Raw genomic sequence first — 20,176 nt, forward strand, 5'->3', positions numbered from 1 at the left:
TGGAACAGGGCATGGACCAGCTCGCCGCCGCCCTCCACGACACGGACCGCCCGCTGGAGGAGCTGTGCGACGACGTGCTGGCCCGGCTGCTGGTCCCGGGACGCCCGCCCCGACACAGCGCGGCTACTCGCTGTGCGCGAAGAGCTTCAGGACGGGCACGCCGACCTTGTGCCGGGCCCGGGAGGCCCAGTCGCGGTGGAAGAACTCCTCCACGTAGTGCGGGGCGGTCAGCACGATCACCTCGTCGGCCTCGGCCTCCTCCACGACGGACTTCATCTTGTCCAGGGGGTGGTCCTCGACCACCTGTCCGACCGCCTCGCAGCCCGCCGCTCTCAGTGCCTGGAGGGAGTGCTCCAGTGCCTGTTCGGCCGGCTTGCGGGCGTCCTTGCCCTCCGGTTCCTCGCCCTCGCGGGCCGCCTCCTTCAGTTCGCCCATGGCCACGTCGTCGATGGCACGCAGCAGTACATCGGCCTGGTCACCGCGCGGCTGCATCAGAACGATGAAGGAGACGCCCTCATCGCCGTGCAGCGTGGTGACGAAGTCCACGTCGACGGCCGTCAGGGGCTTCTCGATCATCAGAACGCTTGTGAACACCTCAGGAGCCCTTCTGCGGAAACCATCCTTCCCCGTGCCCGCACGGGGACTGCGTGAGTAAGTGTGCCCAGCCGACGCAAAGCGGAACGACAAATTCCGCCGATTGTCAGATCCGACGGTAGCGGGTGAACAGGAAGCCGTCCCGCTCCAGCACCGACACGACGGCGAAGCGTCGCGGAACCTCCACGGAGGGGCCCCCGGCGATCCGCTGCGCACCCCCCGCCGTCATCGTCGGCGACAGGCTCAGGCACAGCTCGTCCAGCACCCCGGCGGCCACGAACTGCCCGAGCAGCCGGGGCCCGCCCTCGGTCAGCTGGCGCCGCAGCCCGCGCTCCGCGAGCAGCGCCACCGCCCGCTCCGGCTCGACCCCGCGCCCCTCCCCCGCGACCAGCACCTCGACCCCGGCGGCGCGGGCCGCCGCCACCCGGTCGGCGGGCGCCTGCGCCCCGGTCAGGACCAGGGTCGGCACCAGCGGCGAGGCGAACAGCGGCAGCGAGAAGTCGAGGTCCAGGGAGGCGGTCACGACCGCGATCACCGGCGCCGGACCCTGCCCCGCGGCCGCCCGGCGGGCCGCGAACGCCTCCCGCGCGCGGGCCGGCCGGTACCCCTCCTGGCGTACGGTCTCGGCACCGACCACGATCACGTCGGCCAGGCCCCGCAGGGTCCCGAAGATCCGCATGTCGGCTTCCGAGGACAGCGGCTGGGAGCGCCCGTCGTGCTGTCCCGCCCCGTCGAGGGAGGAGACCATGTTGGCCCGCAGCCAGGGACCGGAGGCGGCCTCCGCGGGGTACGCGTAGGTGTCGGCGAGCTCGTCGAGGGTCCACTCCCCGGCCGAGTCCGTGGCTGTCATGTCCGTCACAGGGAACAGGCGTCGCATCCTCGCAGTCTGACATGGCGCTTACAGTGGGGAACTGTGTCGACCCGTGCCATAACCGAAGCCGCTTCCACCGAGGCGGCCCCGCTCTCGCTCTGCTCGCGAGAGCCCCACGTCCCCGCCGAGCGGCTCGTCGCGGAGATGGTGCCGCCGCCCCGGTTCGACGCCGTGCGCTTCGACACCTACATACCGGACCCCGACCAGCCCAGCCAGATCGAGGCGGTCAAGGTCCTCTCCGGCTTCGCCGAGGGCCTCGGCGGCGCCCACGCCTCCGGCTCCGGCAAGCGCCGCTGGTTCGCCAGGAAGCCCGCCGCCCCCACCGGCCCGCGCGGGATCTATCTGGACGGCGGCTACGGCGTCGGCAAGACCCATCTGCTCGCCTCCCTCTGGCACGCCACCCCGGCCGAGCCCTCGCTCAAGGCGTTCGGCACCTTCGTGGAGCTGACCAACCTGGTGGGCGCCCTCGGCTTCCAGCAGACCGTGCGGACCCTCAGCGGGCACCGGCTGCTGTGCATCGACGAGTTCGAGCTGGACGACCCGGGCGACACCGTCCTCGTCTCCTCGCTCCTGGGCAAGCTCGTCGAGGCGGGTGTCGCGCTCGCCGCCACCTCGAACACGCTGCCCGGCAAGCTCGGCGAGGGCCGGTTCGCCGCCGCCGACTTCCTGCGCGAGATCCAGGGCCTGTCCGCCCACTTCCGGCCGCTGCGCATCGACGGCCAGGACTACCGCCACCGCGGCCTGCCCGAGGCCCCCGCGCCCTTCGGCGACGAGACCGTCGTCAGGACCGCGTACGCCACCCCGGGCGCCTCGCTCGACGACTTCCCGCACCTGCTCGACCACCTGGCCCGGGTGCACCCGAGCCGCTACGGCGCGCTGACCGACGACCTCTCGGCCGTCTGCCTCACCGACGTGCGGCCGGTCCCCGACCAGTCGACCGCGCTGCGGCTGGTGGTCCTCGCCGACCGGCTCTACGACCGCGAGATACCGGTGCTCGCCTCCGGACTGCCCTTCGACCGCCTGTTCAGCGACGAGATGCTGAACGGCGGCTACAAGAAGAAGTACTTCCGGGCGATCTCCCGGCTCACCGCCCTGGCCCGGGACGCCAAGGGGCTGGTCGCGCAGTAGCTTGGGTGCCTGTCCGATCGCAGTACCCGAAGCGCAGTACCCGATCGAAAGGCTTCCACCATGGCCACCGTCCGTCACGCCCACACCGTCTGGGAGGGCGACCTCCTCAAGGGCAAGGGCGTCGTCTCCCTCGACTCCTCCGGCCTCGGCTCCTACGAGGTCTCCTGGCCGGCCCGGTCCGAGGAGCCGAACGGGAAGACCAGCCCGGAGGAGCTCATCGCGGCCGCGCACTCCGCCTGCTTCTCCATGGCCTTCTCCAACGGCCTGGCCAAGGCGGGCAACGCGCCGACGCGCCTGGACACCAAGGCGGATGTCACCTTCCAGCCCGGCCAGGGCATCACCGGCATCCACCTGACCGTGCGCGGCGAGGTGCCGGGCCTGGACGCCGACCAGTTCCAGGCGCTCGCCGAGGACGCCAAGAAGAACTGCCCGGTGAGCCAGGCGCTGGCGGGCACGACGATCACGCTCACCGCCGAACTGCTCGGCTGAGCCCACCCGTCGCACGAGGCGACATGTGACCCGCCCGGTTCACGGGCCGCGCCATGCGTGGTACACACGTGCGGGTCACACGTCACACCACCCCTGTCCGCCAACAGAAGTGGGTCGTTGCCTCATGACCGCGACACGACGTCAGATCCTCTCCGGCACCGTGGGCATCGCCTTCACCGGCGCCCTCTCCGAACTCTTCGCCGGCACCGCCGCCGCCGTGCCGCTCGGCGGCCGGGCCGGATACGGGCCGCTGCTCCCCGACCCCGCCGGGCTGCTGGACCTCCCGGCCGGCTTCTCGTACCGGGTGCTCTCCCGGCAGGGCGAGCCGCTGCGCTCCGGCGAGGGGCCCGTCCCGGGCAACCACGACGGCATGGCCGCCTTCCCCGGCCGCCGCGGCCGGGTGCACCTGGTCCGCAACCACGAGAACCGGGCCACCGCGAAGACCACGGTGCCCACCGTCCCGGGCCTCACCTACGACCCGGCCGCCAGGGGCGGCTGCACGGCGCTCGAACTCGACGCGCGCGGCCGGGTCCTCGGCGAACGGGTCGCGCTCGCCGGCACCGCCGTCAACTGCGCGGGCGGGCCCACCCCCTGGAACACCTGGCTCACCTGCGAGGAGACCGAGGACCGGGCCGGGACCAACGGCTACACCCGGGACCACGGCTTCGTCTTCGAGGTGGACGGGGCCGACCCGCACCGCACCGGCGCCGCCCCGCTGAAGGCGATGGGCCGCTTCCAGCACGAGGCCGTCGCCGTCGACCCGCGCAGCGGGATCGTGTACGAGACGGAGGACGCCTTCCAGCACCCCTTCGGCCTCTTCTACCGCTTCCTCCCCGAGAAGCCGCTCGGCGGCCCCGGCTCGCTGCGCGCGGGCGGCGCCCTGGAGGCGATGCGGGTGCCGGGGGTGCCGGACCTGTCGGTGGTCCAGGAGCCGGGCACGTGCTTCGACGGCGTCCGGTGGGTGCCGGTGCCCGACCCGCAGGCGACCGCCACCCCGATCCGGCTCCAGGACTTCGGGCCCGGCGGCGTCACCCACGCCCAGAAGCTGGAGGGCTGCTACTTGGGCGCCGGGCCGGCGGGCGGGGCCGTGTACTTCGTGTCCTCCTTCGCCCGCGCCAAGGACGGCTCCGGGGCCACCCACTTCGGGCAGGTGTGGCGGTACGAGCCGCACCGCCGCCGCCTCACCCTGGTGGTGGTCTTCGGCCCGGACACCGACATCCGGCTGCCGGGCGAGTCGCCGGACAACATCTGTCTGACGCCGTCCGGCGGGCTGATGGTCTGCGAGGACGGCGACGGGGCCCAGCACGTCTACGGGGTGAACCGGAAGGGCGAGGTGTACCCGGTGGCGCGGGGCGCGCAGAACATCGGAACGCCGGACGCCCCGGAGTGGGGCGAGTTCGCGGGCGTGGCCTTCTCGCCGGACGGGCGCACGATGTTCGTCAACTGCTACACCCCGGGGACGACCTTCGCGGTGACCGGCCCCTGGTGCTGATCAGGAGCGCGCGTACGCGACCCCGGTGAGGCGCTCGGAGAGCTCCCACAGGCGGCGGCCGGTCCCCGGATCGGCCGCCGCCGGCGCGAGCGCCACCCGGCGCGGCGCCCCGCGCAGCTCGCCCGGCCCGTCCGGCCCGTAGAACGCGCCGCCCTCGGCGTCCGGGGCGGTCGCCGCGTACAGCAGCGGGAGCGCGCCGGACTCCGGGCGCTGGGCGAGCAGCGGGCCGAGGAGCCGCCCGAAGACCAGCCGGACGAGGGCGACCGGGGTCTCCTTCTGGAGGTTGGTGGCGGTGTAGCCGGGGTGCGCGAGGAGGCTGCGCACCGGGCTCCCGGCGGCGGCCAGCCGCTGCTGGAGCTCGCGGCCGAAGACCGCGTTGGCGAACTTGGCCCGCCGGTAGGCGCCCATCGGCGCGTAGCCGCGCCCGCCGTCGCCGCCGCCTTCGAGGGCGTCGAAGGCGGCGGAGTCGAGCCGCCCCTTGCGGTGTTCGAGCGAGCTGACGGTGACGACCCGGGGGTCGCGGCCCGCCGCGAGGAGGTCGAGCAGCAGCCCGGTGAGCGCGAAGTGGCCCAGGTGGTTCACGGCGAACTGCAGCTCGTGGCCCTGGGCGCTGACGCGGTACGGCGGGGCCATCACGCCCGCGTTGTTGACCAGGAGGTCCAGGCGCGGGTGCGCCGCGCGCAGCCCGTCGGCGAACTCCCGTACGGAGCCGAGGTCGGCGAGGTCGAGCCGGCGGACCGCCAGGAGGGCGCCGGGGTGCGCCCGGCGGATCCCGTCGGCGGCGGCCCGGCCCCGGTCCTCGTCGCGCACGGCGAGCACCACGTGCCCGCCGTGCGCGGCCAGCTCCCGGGCGGTGGCGAGGCCGAGGCCGCTGTTGGCCCCGGTGACGACGAGGACGCGTCCGGTCAGGTCGGGGATGAGGTCGGCGTTCCAGCGCTGCTGCTCTGTCATGCGGCACACGCTGCCGCTGCTGTCACTCGGTGTCAAGTGCTGCCCTTGGTGACATCGGCGGCTAGGATGGCGGCCATGCCCACCGAACCGACCGTCAGCCTGGCGGAACGCAAACGCCTGCTCGTGGCGACCGAACTGTCCGAGGCGGCGCTCCAGCTCCTGGCCCTGAAGGGCTTCGACGCGGTCACCGTGGACGAGATCGCCGCCGCGGCGGGGGTCTCCAAGCGCACCTTCTTCCGCTACTTCGCGTCCAAGGAGGACGTGGTCGTGCGGTTCCTGGCGGGCATGGGCGCCGACATCCACGCGGAGCTGTCCGGCCGGCCGGCCGCCGAGCCGCCGTCCCGTTCGCTCCGCCACGCGGTCGCGGTGCCGCTGCTGGCCTGCACGGACGCGCACCCGGACCACGCGGACCGGGCCCTGCGGGTGGTGCGGCTGATCCTCGGCACCCCCGCGCTGCTGGCCCGCTTCCTGGAGCGCCAGTCCGCCTGGCAGGAGACCCTGGCGGCGGAGCTGGCCCGGCGCGAGGGGCTCGACCCGGCGGCGGACCTCTACCCCCGGCTGGCGGCGGGCACGGCGCTGGTCGCGTTCCGGACGGTGCTCCAGCGGTGGAGCGAGAGCGGGGCGGCGCAGGACCCGCTGGCCCTGCTCGACCGGGCCTTCGCGGTGGTGGGCCCGGCGCTGGACGCGCACGATCGGTGAAGGAGCACGCACACCGACCGACGTGAGGGAAGGGGCCGCGGTGGCCGGGAAGAAGAACCCGAGGAAGCCCGAGGGGAACGGCGAAGGGGGTCCGGGCCCCGCCGGCGGGCTGCGGGCGCTGCTGCGGGTCCCGCCGGGCGAGCCGGTCGACCTCACCGCGTACGACACCCGCGCGACCCCCGGCGGCCCGAAGGGGAAGGCGGCCGGGCTGGCGGCGACGGCGGCCCTCGGCCCCGGGCTCGCCGGTCTCCAGGAGCGCCTCTACGCGGCGAGCACGGCGGGCGACCGGCGGCGCCTGCTGCTCGTCCTCCAGGGCATGGACACGAGCGGGAAGGGCGGCACGGTCAAGCATGTGATCGGCCACTTCAACCCCTCGGGCTGCCGGATCCAGGCGTTCAAGGCGCCGACGGAGGAGGAGCGGAGCCATCCCTTCCTCTGGCGGATCGCCAAGGCGCTCCCCCGGCCGGGCGAGATCGGCATCTTCGACCGCTCGCACTACGAGGACGTCCTCATCGCCCGGGTCCGCTCGCTGGCCCCGGCGGCGGAGCTGGAGGCGCGCTACGGCGAGATCCGGGAGTTCGAGCGGTCGCTGGCCGAGGACGGCGTCACGGTCGTCAAGGTCTTCCTGCACCTGTCGTACGAGGAGCAGCGCGACCGGCTCCTGGAGCGCCTGGACACGCCGGAGAAGCACTGGAAGTTCAACCCGGGCGACATCGAGGAGCGGGCGCTGTGGCCGGCGTACCGGGAGGCGTACGAGCTGGCCCTGGAGCGGTGCTCCTCGGCGGCGCCCTGGTACCTGGTCCCGGCGGACCGCAAGTGGTATCGCAACTGGGCGATCAGCACCCTGCTCGCGGAGCACTTGGCGGAGCTGGACCCGCGCTACCCGCCGGGTGACTTCGACGTGGCGGAGTGCCGGAGACGATTGCTCGCCCAATGATCGGTTAGTTTCGCCGGGTGACCATTCCCGTACGAAGACTGTCGGCGCTCGCCCTGCTGGGCGCCGTGCTCGTCGGCTGCGACGGGGGCGCCGCCGCACCGCCCGCCCCGCCCGCCCCGGCGAAGGGCGTGTCCTCGCCGGGCACCGGCCCGGCGACCCCGGCACCGACGCACCCGGCCGCGCCGACGCCCGCCGCGCCCCCGACCCTGGCGCCCGGCCCGGACGGCCTGACCCCGGTGTTCAGCCGCCGGGTCGCGCCGAGCGCGGGCGCGCCCGGCAAGAAGGCCGGGCAGGCCGAGAAGGTCGTCGCCCTCACCTTCGACGCCGACATGACGGCCGACCAGGGCCCGCGCGCGGCGCGCGGCGAGCACTTCGACAACCCGGCGCTCATCGCGACCCTGCGGCGCCTGAAGGTCGACGCGACGGTCTTCATGACGGGCCGCTGGGCCGAGGAGTACCCGGACCAGGCGCGGTCCATCGGCAACGACCCGCGCTTCGAGATCGCCAACCACTCCTACAGCCACTACGCCTTCGCGAGCCCCTGCTACGGCCTGCCGACGGTGGCCGCGCCGGACATGGCCGCCGACGTCCGGCGCGCCTTCGACGCCTTCCGCGACGCCGGGGCGACCCGGGTGGTCCCGTACTTCCGCTTCCCCGGCGGCTGCTACGACGACGAGGCGCTGCGCGCGCTGGCGCCCCTCGGCGTGACGGCCGTGCAGTGGGACGTGGTGAGCGGCGACGCGTTCGCGAAGGACCCGGACGCGGTCGCGGACCAGGTCCTCGACGGCGTGAAGCCGGGCTCCCTCGTCGTCATGCACTGCACCCGCAGCGCCGCCCCGGTCACCGAGCGGGCGATCCGCCGGATCGTCCCGGAGCTCCGCGCCAAGGGCTACCGCTTCGTGAAGGTCTCGGAGCTCATGAGCCGCTGAGCGGCGCGGCGGCGCGGGCGGGCCGGGTCAGTTGGCCGACTTCTTCTGCGGGGTCAGCTCGCTCGGGCGGACGATGACGAAGCCCTGGCCCTCCAGCTTGAGCTGGACCGCCTCGCCGGAGCCGCCGCGGACCATCGAGCCCAGCGACTGCGAGCGGTGCAGCGAGGTGCGCAGCTGCTCGCTCCAGCCGACGACGGCGTCGGTGTCGACGTAGACGGGCGCGTCGGGGGCGACGGGGATGACGATCGGGGTGCCCTCGCAGATCAGGGCGATCTTGCCGTGGCCGGTGAAGACGCTGTTGAACAGGCCGCCGCCGGTCATGCCGGCGCCCTTGACCGTCCTGATCTCGTACGCGAGCGAGGCGTCGAAGCACAGCACGTTGCGCCCGTTGACGGTGAGCGCGTCGCCCTGCTCGACCTCGACGATGAAACAGTTCTGCGCCTCGTGCGCGAACCACGCCTCGCCCTGGCCGCGGACGGTCATCAGCGGCAGGCCCTCGCCGGTCAGGGCGCGCTTGAGGAGGCCGCCGAGGCCCTGGCTCTTGTGCTCGAACTGCAGGTTGCCGCGGAAGGCGACCATCGAGCCCTGGAGGGCCCGCATCTCCCCCTGGACCGTGTACTTGACCGACTTGGCGTTCTGGAGGGTCATGCCCGGGAACGTGGCCGCCTCGGCGAGGTGCTCGCTGGCGAAAAGATCACTCTTCATGGGGGGCATCCTGTCCCGGAAGCGCCCGTTCCTACAAGAATCGCGCGGGGCGCCCGTCCGGGCCGGTGGCAGACTTGCCGGGTGAGCAGCAACGACACCGTGACCGGCGAGGCCGGCGACCCCCGCGACGAGAAGCCGCAGTACGTCCTCCCCCTGGTCGTCCGCATCGAGCGGGACGCGCCCCCGGCCCGTACCGACGCCCTGGAGACCTCGGCGCGCGCGGTCCTGGAGATCCTGGCCGACGACCGCTCGCTCGGCGAGGGCGAGTGGGCGCGGGCGATCGAGGACTGGCAGGACGCCCGGATCCGCAAGGTCGTGCGCCGGGCGCGCGGCGCGGAGTGGCGCAAGGCGGAGGCGCTGCCGGGGATCACGGTGAAAGGCGCGGGCGGCGCGGAGGTGCGGGTCTATCCGCCGGTGCCGCTGGACGGCTGGCCGAAGGAGCTGGCCAAGCTCCAGGTCTCGGGCACCGACCTGGACGACCCGGCGGCGCCGGGCCCGGTCCCGGAGGGCGCGCCCGTGCTGTGGCTGAACCCGGAGCTCGACATGTCGGCCGGCAAGACGATGGCGCAGACCGGGCACGGGGCGCAGCTCCTCTGGTGGGCCCTGCCCGACGCCGCCCGCGAGACCTGGCGCGCGGCGGGCTTCCCGCTGGCGGTGCGCACGGCGGCCCCGGAGCGCTGGGCCCGGCTCACGACGAGCGGGCTGCCGGTGGTCCGGGACGCGGGCTTCACGGAGATCGCGCCGGGCTCCTGCACGGTGGTGTCGGAGTACGGGGCGGCGGGGCTGGTGGGTTAGGGCGGGCCCGCGCCCGGGCCGCCCCGCCGCGCGCCGGGTCAGGTCGGCGTGCCGCCCGCCCAGATCACGTTGGCGGTGACGTCGCACCAGACGGTCGAGGTGCCGCCCGACGGCACGCGGTTGCCGAAGTGCCTGTAGACGTAGCCGTTGTCGGTGCGCTTGCAGTCGATGATCCCGGTGAACCACCCGCCGGTGCACGTGATGTTCGCGCCCTTGTTCTGTGAGGTCGCGATCAGTTGGGCCGAACAGTTGAGCGCCGTCTCCGACGACGGCGCCGCCGTCGCGGTCGGCGCGGCCGTCAGGAGGCTGCCCGCCCCGAGGACGAGGGCGGCGACCGCTCCCGCGGCGCGCTGGTGTGCCTTCATGTGGACCCTCCCGGATCGTCGGTGCGGCGGGGGGTGCCCCCGCCACCGCCGGGAACCTACGAGCGGTCCTTCGCCGGTCACCAGGGCGCCGGGGCGGGGTTGACCGACTTTCACCCCGCCGTCAGGACCTCCACACCGCGCTTCGCGACCCGGCCGAGGACCTCGTGGCGGGGGTCGGCGTCGGTGACGAGGCCCGTGACGTCCGCCCACGGCAGGACGCGGAATCGCGAGGCCGCGCCCACCTTCTCGGAGGAGGCGAGGACGTAGGTCTCGGCCGCCCGGGCGGCCAGCGCGCGCTTCATCGCGGCCTCCTCGGCGTCGCCGGTGGTGAGGCCCGCGTCGGGGTGGACGCCGGTGACACCGAGGAGGCAGAGGTCGGCCGAAACCTGCTGGGCCGCCTCCACGGCGGCGGCGCCGCACGCGACCGCCGAGTGCTTGAAGATCCGGCCGCCGAGCAGGAAGAGCTCCGCCCGGGGGTGGTCGAGCAGCGCCGCCGCGATCGTCGGGCTGTGGGTGATCACCGTGCACTCCAGCTCCGGCGGGAGGGCCCGCGCGACGGCGAGGGCGGTGGTGCCGCCGTCGAGGATCACGGCGCCGCCCGGCCGGACGAGCCCGGCGGCGACGGCGGCGACCTTCCGCTTGCCGTCGGGGGCGACGACCGCGCGGGCCGCGTAGTCCGCCACGGCCGGGGAGACCGGGAGGGCGCCGCCGTAGACGCGGTGGCAGAGCCCCTCGGCGGCGAGGTCGCGCAGGTCGCGCCGGACGCTGTCCTCCGAGATGCCCAGGTCGGCGGCGACCTCCTTGGCGACGATCTTGCCCTCGCGGGCGAGCAGCCCGAGCAGGTGGTCGCGCCGTTCAGCAGCAAGCATCCGCGTTCTCTCCCGTTCTTGCACGTTTCTGCGTGTACGGTAGCGCACCATGACCGAGACAGCAGACCTCACGGCCCCCCGCCCCGGCATCGACGTCCCCGACCACCGCGGCCGGACCGGCCTCGACCGGGCCGGGCGCGGCCTCGACCGGAACCCCGACGTCGTGGTCCGCGACGTGGAGCTCACCTCCCAGGGCTGGCACGTGCTCCGCCGCACCACCTACGACCGCCGGCGCCGCGACGGACGCTGGGTCACCGAGCAGCGCGAGACCTACGACCGGGGCGACGGCGCCGTCGTCCTGCCGTACGACACCGGGCGCGGCCGCGTGCTGCTCACCCGTCAGTTCCGCTACCCCGCCTACGTCAACGGCCACCCCGACGGCCTCCTCGTCGAGGCGGCGGCCGGGCTGCTCGACGGGGACGAGCCGCTCGCCGCGATCCGCCGCGAGAGCTCCGAGGAGCTGGGGGTCGAGCTCGGGCCGCTCACCCACGTGCTCGACGCGTACATGAGCCCCGGCTCCGTCACCGAGCGCCTGCACTTCTACGCCGCTCCCTACACCGCCGCCGACCGCACCGGCAGCGGCGGCGGCCTGGAGGAGGAGGGCGAGGACATCGAGGTGCTCGAAGTGCCCTTCGCCGAGGCCCTCGCCATGGTCCGGGACGGACGCGTCGCCGACGGGAAGACCATCCTGCTGCTCCAGTGGGCCGCGCTGGAGGGGCCCTTCTCCCGGGCGTCCTGAAAATCCCTCTCTGGAGACCGGCGGCGTGAAACCTCAAATGAACCTCTGAACGTCCCCATGTCCGGATTCGAACGCCTGATTCCGGGCCATCACTCAGGGACCGGTGGACGGGGACATGGGGGGGGGACATGAAGGAACTCGGTATCGGCATCGGCTGGCGCCCCGAGATCGCGGACGCGGTGGAGGCGCTGGACGGGGTCGAGTGGGTGGAGGTCGTCGCGGAGAACCTGTGCGACGGGCATCTGCCCGGCTCCCTGGAGCGGCTGCGGGCCCGCGGCGTGACCGTGGTCCCGCACGGGGTGTCGCTGGGGCTCGGCGGCGCCGCGCGGCCCGACCCGGGGCGGCTCGCCGCGCTGGCGCGGAAGGCGGAGCTGCTGGGCGCGCCGCTGGTGACCGAGCACATCGCGTTCGTCCGCGCCGGGGGCCCGCTGACCGCGTCGCCGTCGCTGGAGGCGGGACACCTGCTGCCGGTGCCCCGCACCCGGGACGCGCTCGACGTGCTGTGCGAGAACGTCCGGATCGCGCAGGAGGCCCTGCCGGTGCCGCTGGCCCTGGAGAACATCGCGGCCCTCGTCTCCTGGCCGGACGAGGAGCTGTCGGAGGGGCGGTTCCTGGCGGAGCTGGTGGAGCGTACGGGGGTACGGCTCCTCATCGACGTCGCCAACCTGCACACCAACCGCGTCAACCGCGGCGAGGACCCCGCGCGGGCGCTCGCCGAACTGCCCGTCGAGGCCATCGCGTACGTCCACGTGGCGGGCGGGGTGGAGCGGGACGGGGTCTGGCACGACACCCACGCGCACCCGGTGACCCGGCCGGTCCTGGACGTCCTGGCCGAGCTCGCCTCGCGGGTCTCGCCGCCCGGTGTGCTCCTTGAGCGGGACGACAACTTCCCGGCGCCCGCCGAGCTCGCCGCCGAGCTCGACGCCATCCGCGGCACCCTGGCGGCGGCCCGCCCGCGCCCGCTGCTCATCGGCGCCGGCGCCCGGGTCTCGGGCGGCGCCATGCCCGCCCGGCCGACCGCGCCCGCCGCGCGGGGTACGCGGGTGCCCGCGCCCCGGAGCCCCGCGCGGGAGCCCGAGCAGCACACGGACCCGGGCACGGACCCGGGCACCGCGCCCGCCGGGGCCCGGCAGCGGGTCGGTCTCGCCCAGGCGGCGCTGCTGTCGGCGCTGGTCGCCGGGACGCCGGCGCCGGAGGGCTTCGACGCGCGGCGGCTCGGGGTGCAGAGCCGGTCGCTCGCCGCCAAGCGCGCGGACATCGTGGCGAAGGTCGCGCCCGAGCTGCCGGAGATCCTCGGCGCGGGGTACCGCCCCGCGTTCCTCGCGTACGCCCGGCACCGGCCCATGAGCGACGGCTACCGCCACGACGCCCTGGACTTCGTCGAGGGGCTGCTGGTCGCGGGCCGCCCGGCGGACCCGGCGGCCCGGCGCGCGCTGACCGCCTGGTGGCGCGAGCGGGCGGGCATCCGCCCGCCGGGTCCCGCCGCCCGCCTCGCGCACCGCGTCCGCACCGCGCTCGGACGGGGGGTGACGGCGCCGTGAGCCTGCCCGTCCTCCTCTTCTACGGGTGCGGCGCCGCCGCCCTCGTCCTGCTGACCGTCCTCGCACGGCGCGCCCGGCGCGGTCCGGGCGGCCCCGTCCACGACCGCTACGAGGCCGCGTTCCTCAACGGCGGCCCGGCCAGGACCGTCGACTCCGCCCTCGCCTCGCTGGGCGCCGACGGCCGGATCGCGGTCGGCGGCCCCGGCATCGTCCGGGTCCTGCGGCCCGTCGCGCACGACCCGGTCGAGCGGGCCGTCCTGGACGAGCTGGCCGCCGCCCCGCACGGCGCCCTGGCCACCCTGCGGCTCGCCGTCATGCGGCACCCGGCGGTCCAGTCGACCGGCGACGGGCTCGCGGCGCGCGGCCTGATCACCGCGCCCGCCGACCGGCGCCGGGTGATCCGCTGGAGCCTGGGGCTCGGCATCGCGGCGGTGGCGATGCTGCCGGTCGCGGTGGTCGTCACGGTCGTCCAGTACGCGGACGGGGAGACCCCGGTCCCGTTCATCCTCAAGGTGCTGCCGGTGATCGCCGCCGTGATCGTCACCGCCGTGGTGCGCGGCATCTCGGCGGCGAGCCGGGTGTCGCCCGCGGGCCGGGCCGCGGCGGCGGCCTTCAGACGGCTGCACGCCGGGCACGGCGACCCGGGCACGCTCGTCGCGCTGTACGGGCTGCGGGCGCTGCCGGACCCGGCGCTGCGCGAGCAGCTCGCGGCGGCGGCCCGCGTCCGGGGCGCCGCGCCGCGCGCCCGCTCGGCGGCGGCGGGGGCGGCGGGGTCCCACGGCTCCGACGACGGCGCCCTGCTCCCGGTCGTGTGGTGCGCGGCGGCGGCCGGGGGCGACAGCGGAGGCGGGGGCGGCTGCGGGGGCGGCAGCTCGTGCTCCGGGACGTCCGGGGGCTCCTCGTGCTCCGGCGGCGGCTCCTGCTCCGCGGGCTCGTCCGGCTCCTGTTCCTCCGGCTCCTGTTCCTCCGGCTCCGGCTCGTGCGGCTCCTCCTCCAGCTCCTGCGGTTCCTCCAGCTCCAGTTCCTGCGGCAGCAGTTCCTGAGCACGGGACCGGCCGTTCCGGTGGCGGGGCGGCCGGTCCTCCCGTACAACCGGGTCATGGTCTGGGTCCCGCTGCTCCTCGTCGCCTTCGTCGTCTGCGGTGTCAGCTGCGCCCGGGTGTGCCGGGCCACCACGGCGGCCGACCCCCGCCCGCCCCGGGACGGCGGCGGGCTCAGCGTCAGCGAGGCCGCCTACCTGGCGGGCGGGCCGCTGCGGGTCACCGACCTCACCCTGGTCTCCATGCACCGGGCCAGGATGGTGCTGCTCGCGCACACCGGCTGGGCGACGGTGATGGCCGACACCGGCGGGCGCGACGAGCTGGAGCGGGCGGTGCTCGGGGCGATCGGCCCCGACGGGCAGTCGCGGATCCCGGCGGTGCGGCCCCTGGTCGCCGACGACGCGAGCGTACGGGCGCTGGCCGAGGACCTGGTCGCGCGCGGGCTCGCGCTGCCGGAGGACGCGCGGGCCTCGGTGGCCTCGGGCGCGCGGGCGGTGCGCGCCGCGTTCCTGCTGACCCTGGCGCTGGGGACGGGCGCGGAGCTGCTGGTGTCCTCGGACGAGCGGGCGCCGGTGCTCGCCTGGTTCGCGCTGCCGCTGCTCGCGGCGGGGCTGTGCCTGCTGATCGCCCGCGCCGACAGCCCCGGCTACGCGTGCTGGGCCTCGCCCGCCGGGCGGCGGCTGCTCGCCGGGCTCTCGCTCGCCGACCCGCTGACGGCGCTCGCCAAGCGGGGCACCGGGGTGCTGGAGCCCGAGCTGCGTGCCGCCTTCCGGGTACATGACAGGCAACACCCGGCGTAGGTCCTTTACTTCGCCCGCGCCCCGGGGTCCCTTGGTCGTCACGCCGCCGTGGCCCGGGCCGCACCGACCCTGGTCCGGCCCGCCCCGCGCGCATGCTCGCCGCACCGGCCGAAGGGAGGCGCGGATGAGGACCGCCGCGCTGCACACGCTCCTGCTGTCCGCCCTCGTCGCCCCCGCCCTGCTCGCGCCCGGCGCCGTCGCCCCGGCCGGCGCCGCGCCCCGGCTCGACGCGCCCCCGGCCGAGGCGCGCGGCACCACCCTCGCGGCGCGCGCCGCCGCCGCCGAGGGCATCCGCTTCGGGCCCTGCCCGGCGGCCGAGCACCTGCCCGCCCCCGTCGAGTGCGGCACGGTACGGGTGCCCCTCGACTACGCGGACCCCGGCGGCACCCGGATCGCGCTCACCGTCAGCCGGGTGCGGGCGACCGGGGAGCGGCAGGGCGCGCTGGTCTACAACCCGGGCGGACCCGGCGCCTCCTCCACGTACTTCCCGCTGGCCGCCGGGCTCCCCACCTGGCAGCGGATCGCCGCCGCCTACGACCTGGTCGGCTACGCCCCGCGCGGGGTGGGCCGCTCGGCGCCGGTCTCCTGCCAGGACCCGGCCGACCGGGCCAAGGGCCCGACCCTCGCGCCGACGCTGCCCTCCGAGGTCTTCAAGAAGGAGCGGATCGCCCGTGCCACCACGTACGCCCAGGGCTGCGCCCGGCGCACCGGCGCGGCGCTGCGGCACTACCACTCGCTGAACAACGCCCGCGACCTGGAGGTGCTGCGGGCGGCGCTCGGCGAGCCCCGGCTCACGTACATGGGCGCCTCCTACGGCACGTACTTCGGCGCCCTGTACGCCACGCTCTTCCCGCACCGGGTGCGCCGGATGGTCTTCGACGCGCCGGTGAACCCGGCGCCCCGGCAGATCTGGTACGCCAACAACCTCGACCAGTCGCTGGCGTTCGAGCGCCGCTGGGCCGACTTCCGCGGCTGGGCGGCGAAGCACGACGCCGTGTACGGGCTCGGCGCCACCCGGGCCGAGGTGGCCGAGAACTACGAGAAGGTCCGGGTCGAGCTGGCCGCCGCCCCCGCGGGCGGGCGGGTCGGTCCGGGGCAGCTGCACGGGGCGATGCTCCAGGCGCTGTACGACGACCGTTTCTGGCCCGCCCGCGCGGGCGCCCTCGGCGCGTACCTGAAGGGCGACCCGAAGCCGCTGCTCGCCCAGGCGGGCCCCGCCGAGGCGCCGCGCAGCGGGGAGGCCGAGGGCGGCGACCCGGGGAACGCGGCGGCCGTCTACACGGCGGTGGAGTGCAACGACGCGCCCTGGCCTGAGGAGTTCGCGCGGTGGGACCGGGACAACACCCGGCTCGCGCGGCTGGCCCCGTTCGAGACCTGGGACAACGTGTGGGCCAATCTGCCCTGCGCGTACTGGAAGGCGCCCCGGCAGACGCCGCCGGACGTGCGGACCGGTCCCGGGGTGCTGCCGCCGGTGCTGATCCTGGCGGCGGAGCGGGACGCGGCGGCCCCGTACGAGGGGGCGCGGGAGCTGGAGCGCAGGCTGTGGGGCGCGGCGCTGGTCACCGAGCGGGACGCGGGCACCCACGGCATCGGCGGCGGGAGCAACGCGTGCGTCAACGCGTATCTGGAGCGCTATCTGCTCACCGGGGCGGTGCCCGGCGGGACGGCGGAGCCGTCGGGAGGGACGCCGGTGCGGCGCGCGTCGTGCGCGCCGCACCCGGAGCCGGACCCGGTGTCGCTGGAACGGCAGGCGGAGCTCCGCAGGCCGTCTGATCTTCCGGGTCGAGGGGTCGCCGCCCGGCTGGGCGCGGGGCGGTGACCGGGTTCGGTGGGGCCGGCCGTCAGGCCAGGCCGGCCACCAGGTCCGCCACGCTGCGGCGGCGGCCGGTGTAGAACGGGACCTCTTCGCGGACGTGCATCCGCGCCTCGGAGGCCCGCAGGTGGCGCATCAGGTCGACGATGCGGTGCAGCTCGTCGGCCTCGAAGGCCAGGATCCACTCGTAGTCGCCGAGCGAGAACGAGGCGACCGTGTTGGCTCGCACGTCCGGGAAGCCGCGGGCCATCTTGCCGTGGTCGGCGAGCATCCGGCGGCGGTCCTCGTCCGGCAGCAGGTACCAGTCGTAGGAGCGCACGAAGGGGTAGACCGAGACGTAGTCGCGGGGGTTCTCGTCGGCCAGGAAGGCCGGGATGTGCGACTTGTTGAACTCGGCGGGGCGGTGCAGCGCCATGTTCGACCAGACCGGCTCCAGGGCGCGGCCCAGGCGGGTGCGGCGGAAGAGGCTGTACGCCTCCTGGAGCTCGTCGCTCGTCTCGGCGTGCCACCAGATCATCACGTCGGCGTCGGCGCGCAGACCGGACAGGTCGTACGTGCCGCGGACCGTGACGTCCTTGGCGGCGAGCTGGTCGAACAGCTCCTGGACCTCGTCGGCGTAGCCGGCGCGGTCCTCGGGCAGGTTGTCGCGCAGCTTGAAGACGGACCACAGGGTGTAGCGGATGACCTCGTTGAGGTCCTTCGCCTTCTTACCGGCGTTCGGGATCTTTTCGGGCGCACTCATGCGCCTATTCTCGCCCGTCACGAAGAGTGCCCCGCACCAGGGTCGGCCGTTTCGGACGTGGCGATGATCTCGTCGGCCGCGCGCTGCCCCGAGGCGACGCAGGCGGGGATGCCGACACCCTCGTACGCGGCGCCCGCGAGGCGCAGTCCGGGCAGCCCGGCGACGGCGGCGCGGACCCGGGCGATCCGGGCGAGGTGGCCGACCGGGTACTGCGGCAGGCCGCCGGTCCAGCGGGTCACGGTGGAGGCGACGGGCCGGGCGGTGAGGCCGGTGGCGGCGGCCAGGTCCTTGAGGGAGACGTCGACGAGGTCGGCGTCCTCGCGGCCCAGCTGCTCCTCCTCGCCGTGCCGGCCGACGGAGGTGCGCAGCACGAAGAGGTCGGGGGCGGACTCGGCGACCCAGGACCACTTCTGGCTGGAGAAGGTGGACGCCTTGATCGTGTGCCCGTCGACGGGCGGCACGAGGAAGCCGGAGCCGGGCGGCAGGCCGGTGGCATCGGCGCGCCGGAAGGCGAGGGTGACCAGGGCCATCGAGGCGTACTCGACGGCGGCGAGCTCCTCGGCGGCGGCGGGCGCGAGTCCGGCGAGGAGCGCGGCGGCGGGTCCGGCGGGGGTGGCGAGGACGACGGCGTCGGGGGTGCGGACCCGGTCGGCGGTGACCACCTGCCAGCCGCGCGGGCCGGTGCGGCGCAGGGCGGTGACCGGGGTGCCGGTGTGGATCTCGCCGCCGGCGGCGCGGATCGCGTCGGCGACGGCGCCGGGCAGGGTGCCGACGCCGCCGCGGATGCCGGCGAAGACGGCGCCGCCGAGGCCGGTGGCGGCGCCCGCCGGGTCGGCGGGGACGGCGGCGCCGGCCCGCTGGACGGCGCGGACGGCCTCGGCGAGGGTGCCGTGGGCGCGGGCGGCCTCGAAGAGGGCGGGGACGGCGGCCTTCATGGAGATGCGGTAGGCGTCGCCCGCGTAGACGCCGCCGAGGAGCGGTTCGACGAGCCGGTCGACGACCTCGTGGCCCATGCGCTCGGCGACGTACGCGCCGATGGCGATGTCCTCGCCGATCTCGGTCGGCGGGAGTACGGCGTCGCGGGCGACGCGGGCGACGCCCTCCGCGGAGAGCAGCCCGGCGAGGGCGGCGCCGTCGGCGGGGACGCCCATGACGTGGCCCTTGGGCATGGGCGTCAGCTCGCCCCGGGACCAGACGGAGGCGGTGGCGGTGGCGGGGGCCAGGAGGCGGTCGGCGAGGCCGACCCGCTCCGCGAGCGCGACGGCCTCGGGGCGGCGGGCCAGCAGGGACTCGGCGCCGAGGTCGACGGGGGCGCCCGCGATCTCCCCGGCGAGCAGCTTGCCGCCGAGCCGGCCGCCCGCTTCGAGGAGGGTGACTCTCGCGCCGGAGGTGACGAGGCGGTGGGCGGCGGCCAGGCCGGTGATGCCGCCTCCGATGACGACGACGTCCGGTCCGCCCGTGGGCTGCGCGTTCGCGTTCATGGGACCACTCTCTCAAATCGCCCACGCCCGCCCGTTCCGAGGCCGGACCGTGACCGCTTCGCGACCGGCGGACGGCAACCCGAGGCGGGTCCGCTTCGTCAAACGGGCAACGGAATCAACGGCCTTGGGGGGTCACGTATGCGAGGTACGCGAAACAGGGGAAGAACGGTCGCGGCGGCGCTGCTGGCGGGCGGTCTGCTGCTGACCGGCTGCGCCGGCGCGGGCGGGAGCGACTCCTCGACGGCGCAGTCGGACACCGGCGCGCAGAAGCCGGCCTACGAGGGCCCCGGGGCGGGCGCCGCGGGCGCGGAGAAGGCGCCGGACGCCAAGCCGGGGAGCAGGGCGCCCGCGCAGGTCGCGCGGCAGCACGTGATCCGGACGGCCGACATGGCCGTCGAGGTCGACGACACCGTCAAGGCGCTGGCCGCCGCCCGGCGGACGGCCACGGCGGCGGGCGGCCACGTCGAGGGCGAGACGACCGAGCGGATCGACGACACCCATGTGACCTCCCGGGTGGTGCTCCGCGTCCCCGAGGAGCGGTACGACTCCGTCCTCACCGAACTCGCGGGCTCCGGCAAGCTGCTGTCGCGCAAGGCGGAGGCCAAGGACGTCACCGGCCAGGTGGTGGACGTGGAGAGCCGGATCGCGACCCAGCGGGCGAGCGTGGCGCGGGTGCGGGCGCTGATGGACAAGGCGACGGCGCTGAGCGACGTGGTGACCCTGGAGGCGGAGCTGAGCCGCCGCCAGGCGGACCTGGAGTCGCTGCTGGCGCAGCAGGCGGCGCTGAAGGACAGCACGACGCTGGCGACGATCACCCTGGAGCTGCGGCAGCCGGATGCCGTCGCGGCGGACGAGGACGACCGGCCCGGTTTCCTGGACGCGCTCGACGGCGGCTGGAGCGCGCTGGTCGCGGCGCTCGCCTGGACCCTGGTGGTGCTCGCCGCGCTCGCGCCGTGGCTGCTGCTGCTCCTCGTGGGCTTCGTCCTGTGGCGGCGGGTGATCCGGCCCCGGCTGCCCCGGCGGCCGAAGCCGCAGCCGCAGCCGGGCGGGCCGTACCCCGCGGGGCCGTACCAGCCGTGGCCGAGGCCCGACGCGCGGACGGCGTCCGGCGTGCCGGGCCCGGCGCGGCCCGCCGAGGGTCCCGGGGCTTCCGAGGCGCCGGACGAGGAGGAGACCGCCCCCTGATCCCCGTCCCG

21 protein-coding genes are annotated in these 20,176 nt (G+C 75.4%); 13 read left to right on the forward strand and 8 right to left on the reverse strand.

The features are described 5' to 3' along the window. Positions 1–123: 123 nt before the first annotated feature. Both AB0C99_RS12070 and AB0C99_RS12075 read right to left on the reverse strand, forming a co-directional pair. Positions 124–594, reverse strand: a complete 471-nt coding sequence (locus AB0C99_RS12070) for an indole-3-glycerol phosphate synthase (RefSeq protein ID WP_362473211.1) — start codon at positions 592–594, stop codon at positions 124–126. Between the two features lie 106 nt (positions 595–700). Beyond that, complete coding sequence (locus tag AB0C99_RS12075) at positions 701–1,471, reverse strand: pyrimidine reductase family protein (protein WP_362473214.1); 771 nt, start codon at positions 1,469–1,471, stop codon at positions 701–703. Between the two features lie 36 nt (positions 1,472–1,507). Here AB0C99_RS12075 and zapE point away from each other — a divergent pair, with 36 nt between their 5' ends. The 3 genes from zapE to AB0C99_RS12090 all read left to right on the forward strand — a co-directional run bounded on the left by zapE (position 1,508) and on the right by AB0C99_RS12090 (position 4,574). Further along, the gene (gene zapE, locus AB0C99_RS12080; protein ID WP_362473217.1) at positions 1,508–2,593 is read left to right on the forward strand and encodes a cell division protein ZapE; all 1,086 of its coding nucleotides are present in this window, start codon (positions 1,508–1,510) and stop codon (positions 2,591–2,593) included. A gap of 60 nt (positions 2,594–2,653) precedes the next feature. Further along, positions 2,654–3,082, forward strand: coding sequence for an OsmC family protein (locus AB0C99_RS12085; RefSeq protein ID WP_362473219.1), 429 nt, complete (start codon positions 2,654–2,656; stop codon positions 3,080–3,082). A 124-nt stretch (positions 3,083–3,206) separates the two neighbouring features. After that, positions 3,207–4,574 carry an alkaline phosphatase PhoX gene (locus AB0C99_RS12090; RefSeq protein WP_362473222.1) on the forward strand — a complete coding sequence of 456 codons (1,368 nt, stop codon included), beginning with the start codon at positions 3,207–3,209 and terminating at the stop codon, positions 4,572–4,574. Here the strand turns inward: AB0C99_RS12090 and AB0C99_RS12095 are convergent, their stop codons facing one another. Further along, positions 4,575–5,525: an oxidoreductase gene (locus AB0C99_RS12095; RefSeq protein WP_362473225.1), complete on the reverse strand. Its 951-nt coding sequence runs from the start codon at positions 5,523–5,525 to the stop codon at positions 4,575–4,577. 66 nt (positions 5,526–5,591) lie between these two features. On the opposite strand from AB0C99_RS12095, the gene AB0C99_RS12100 reads away from it, so the two are divergent. The 3 genes from AB0C99_RS12100 (at position 5,592) to AB0C99_RS12110 (ending at position 8,090) form a co-directional block, all read left to right on the forward strand. Beyond that, the gene (locus AB0C99_RS12100; RefSeq protein ID WP_362473227.1) at positions 5,592–6,224 is read left to right on the forward strand and encodes a TetR family transcriptional regulator; all 633 of its coding nucleotides are present in this window, start codon (positions 5,592–5,594) and stop codon (positions 6,222–6,224) included. A 109-nt stretch (positions 6,225–6,333) separates the two neighbouring features. Then, positions 6,334–7,161 carry a PPK2 family polyphosphate kinase gene (locus tag AB0C99_RS12105; protein ID WP_362473536.1) on the forward strand — a complete coding sequence of 276 codons (828 nt, stop codon included), beginning with the start codon at positions 6,334–6,336 and terminating at the stop codon, positions 7,159–7,161. Positions 7,162–7,178: 17 nt separating this feature from the next. Next, positions 7,179–8,090 (forward strand): polysaccharide deacetylase family protein, encoded by a 912-nt coding sequence (locus AB0C99_RS12110; protein WP_362473230.1) that lies wholly within the window; start codon positions 7,179–7,181, stop codon positions 8,088–8,090. Between the two features lie 27 nt (positions 8,091–8,117). Here AB0C99_RS12110 and AB0C99_RS12115 read toward each other — a convergent pair whose 3' ends face one another. Continuing rightward, positions 8,118–8,795: an AIM24 family protein gene (locus AB0C99_RS12115; RefSeq protein WP_362473233.1), complete on the reverse strand. Its 678-nt coding sequence runs from the start codon at positions 8,793–8,795 to the stop codon at positions 8,118–8,120. 81 nt (positions 8,796–8,876) lie between these two features. On the opposite strand from AB0C99_RS12115, the gene AB0C99_RS12120 reads away from it, so the two are divergent. Beyond that, on the forward strand, positions 8,877–9,590 hold the full coding sequence (locus AB0C99_RS12120; protein WP_362473235.1) for a peptidyl-tRNA hydrolase: 714 nt from the start codon (positions 8,877–8,879) through the stop codon (positions 9,588–9,590). Positions 9,591–9,628: 38 nt separating this feature from the next. Here the strand turns inward: AB0C99_RS12120 and AB0C99_RS12125 are convergent, their stop codons facing one another. Next, positions 9,629–9,955, reverse strand: a complete 327-nt coding sequence (locus tag AB0C99_RS12125; RefSeq protein ID WP_362473238.1) for a hypothetical protein — start codon at positions 9,953–9,955, stop codon at positions 9,629–9,631. 110 nt (positions 9,956–10,065) lie between these two features. Beyond that, the gene (locus tag AB0C99_RS12130; protein ID WP_362473240.1) at positions 10,066–10,824 is read right to left on the reverse strand and encodes a DeoR/GlpR family DNA-binding transcription regulator; all 759 of its coding nucleotides are present in this window, start codon (positions 10,822–10,824) and stop codon (positions 10,066–10,068) included. 49 nt (positions 10,825–10,873) lie between these two features. Between AB0C99_RS12130 and AB0C99_RS12135 the strand changes: the two genes are divergently transcribed. The 5 genes from AB0C99_RS12135 to AB0C99_RS12155 all read left to right on the forward strand — a co-directional run bounded on the left by AB0C99_RS12135 (position 10,874) and on the right by AB0C99_RS12155 (position 16,763). Next, positions 10,874–11,563 carry an NUDIX domain-containing protein gene (locus AB0C99_RS12135; protein WP_362473243.1) on the forward strand — a complete coding sequence of 230 codons (690 nt, stop codon included), beginning with the start codon at positions 10,874–10,876 and terminating at the stop codon, positions 11,561–11,563. Between the two features lie 128 nt (positions 11,564–11,691). After that, positions 11,692–13,104, forward strand: coding sequence for a DUF692 family multinuclear iron-containing protein (locus AB0C99_RS12140; protein ID WP_362473246.1), 1,413 nt, complete (start codon positions 11,692–11,694; stop codon positions 13,102–13,104). Further along, a complete protein-coding gene (locus AB0C99_RS12145) occupies positions 13,101–14,147 on the forward strand; it encodes a TIGR04222 domain-containing membrane protein (RefSeq protein ID WP_362473249.1) in 1,047 nt (348 codons plus the stop codon). The genes AB0C99_RS12140 and AB0C99_RS12145 overlap by 4 nt, the downstream gene beginning before the upstream one ends. Beyond that, positions 14,084–14,944: a TIGR04222 domain-containing membrane protein gene (locus tag AB0C99_RS12150; protein ID WP_362473252.1), complete on the forward strand. Its 861-nt coding sequence runs from the start codon at positions 14,084–14,086 to the stop codon at positions 14,942–14,944. The genes AB0C99_RS12145 and AB0C99_RS12150 overlap by 64 nt, the downstream gene beginning before the upstream one ends. 124 nt (positions 14,945–15,068) lie before the next feature. After that, positions 15,069–16,763: an alpha/beta fold hydrolase gene (locus AB0C99_RS12155; RefSeq protein WP_362473255.1), complete on the forward strand. Its 1,695-nt coding sequence runs from the start codon at positions 15,069–15,071 to the stop codon at positions 16,761–16,763. A 22-nt stretch (positions 16,764–16,785) separates the two neighbouring features. Here the strand turns inward: AB0C99_RS12155 and hemQ are convergent, their stop codons facing one another. Next, entirely contained in the window at positions 16,786–17,499 is a 714-nt protein-coding gene (gene hemQ, locus AB0C99_RS12160; RefSeq protein ID WP_362473257.1) for a hydrogen peroxide-dependent heme synthase, read from the reverse strand. Positions 17,500–17,516: 17 nt separating this feature from the next. Beyond that, complete coding sequence (hemG, locus tag AB0C99_RS12165) at positions 17,517–18,980, reverse strand: protoporphyrinogen oxidase (protein ID WP_362473260.1); 1,464 nt, start codon at positions 18,978–18,980, stop codon at positions 17,517–17,519. A 138-nt stretch (positions 18,981–19,118) separates the two neighbouring features. Here hemG and AB0C99_RS12170 point away from each other — a divergent pair, with 138 nt between their 5' ends. Continuing rightward, complete coding sequence (locus AB0C99_RS12170; protein WP_362473263.1) at positions 19,119–20,165, forward strand: DUF4349 domain-containing protein; 1,047 nt, start codon at positions 19,119–19,121, stop codon at positions 20,163–20,165. Positions 20,166–20,176: the final 11 nt, after the last annotated feature.

The sequence above is a fragment of the Streptomyces sp. NPDC048659 genome, from assembly GCF_040650575.1.
Classification (GTDB): Bacteria; Actinomycetota; Actinomycetes; order Streptomycetales; family Streptomycetaceae; genus Streptomyces.

What these genes read in the sequence shown, in the direction of transcription:
- AB0C99_RS12125 (WP_362473238.1), bottom strand. Translation starts at nt 9,955, where the DNA reads ATGAAGGCACACCAGCGCGCCGCGGGAGCGGTCGCCGCCCTCGTCCTC.
- AB0C99_RS12130 (WP_362473240.1), bottom strand. Translation starts at nt 10,824, where the DNA reads ATGCTTGCTGCTGAACGGCGCGACCACCTGCTCGGGCTGCTCGCCCGC.
- hemG (WP_362473260.1), bottom strand. Translation starts at nt 18,980, where the DNA reads ATGAACGCGAACGCGCAGCCCACGGGCGGACCGGACGTCGTCGTCATC.
- AB0C99_RS12170 (WP_362473263.1), top strand. Translation starts at nt 19,119, where the DNA reads ATGCGAGGTACGCGAAACAGGGGAAGAACGGTCGCGGCGGCGCTGCTG.
- AB0C99_RS12140 (WP_362473246.1), top strand. Translation starts at nt 11,692, where the DNA reads ATGAAGGAACTCGGTATCGGCATCGGCTGGCGCCCCGAGATCGCGGAC.
- AB0C99_RS12115 (WP_362473233.1), bottom strand. Translation starts at nt 8,795, where the DNA reads ATGAAGAGTGATCTTTTCGCCAGCGAGCACCTCGCCGAGGCGGCCACG.
- AB0C99_RS12075 (WP_362473214.1), bottom strand. Translation starts at nt 1,471, where the DNA reads ATGCGACGCCTGTTCCCTGTGACGGACATGACAGCCACGGACTCGGCC.
- AB0C99_RS12095 (WP_362473225.1), bottom strand. Translation starts at nt 5,525, where the DNA reads ATGACAGAGCAGCAGCGCTGGAACGCCGACCTCATCCCCGACCTGACC.
- hemQ (WP_362473257.1), bottom strand. Translation starts at nt 17,499, where the DNA reads ATGAGTGCGCCCGAAAAGATCCCGAACGCCGGTAAGAAGGCGAAGGAC.
- AB0C99_RS12100 (WP_362473227.1), top strand. Translation starts at nt 5,592, where the DNA reads ATGGCGGCCATGCCCACCGAACCGACCGTCAGCCTGGCGGAACGCAAA.
- AB0C99_RS12090 (WP_362473222.1), top strand. Translation starts at nt 3,207, where the DNA reads ATGACCGCGACACGACGTCAGATCCTCTCCGGCACCGTGGGCATCGCC.
- AB0C99_RS12155 (WP_362473255.1), top strand. Translation starts at nt 15,069, where the DNA reads ATGAGGACCGCCGCGCTGCACACGCTCCTGCTGTCCGCCCTCGTCGCC.
- AB0C99_RS12135 (WP_362473243.1), top strand. Translation starts at nt 10,874, where the DNA reads ATGACCGAGACAGCAGACCTCACGGCCCCCCGCCCCGGCATCGACGTC.
- AB0C99_RS12085 (WP_362473219.1), top strand. Translation starts at nt 2,654, where the DNA reads ATGGCCACCGTCCGTCACGCCCACACCGTCTGGGAGGGCGACCTCCTC.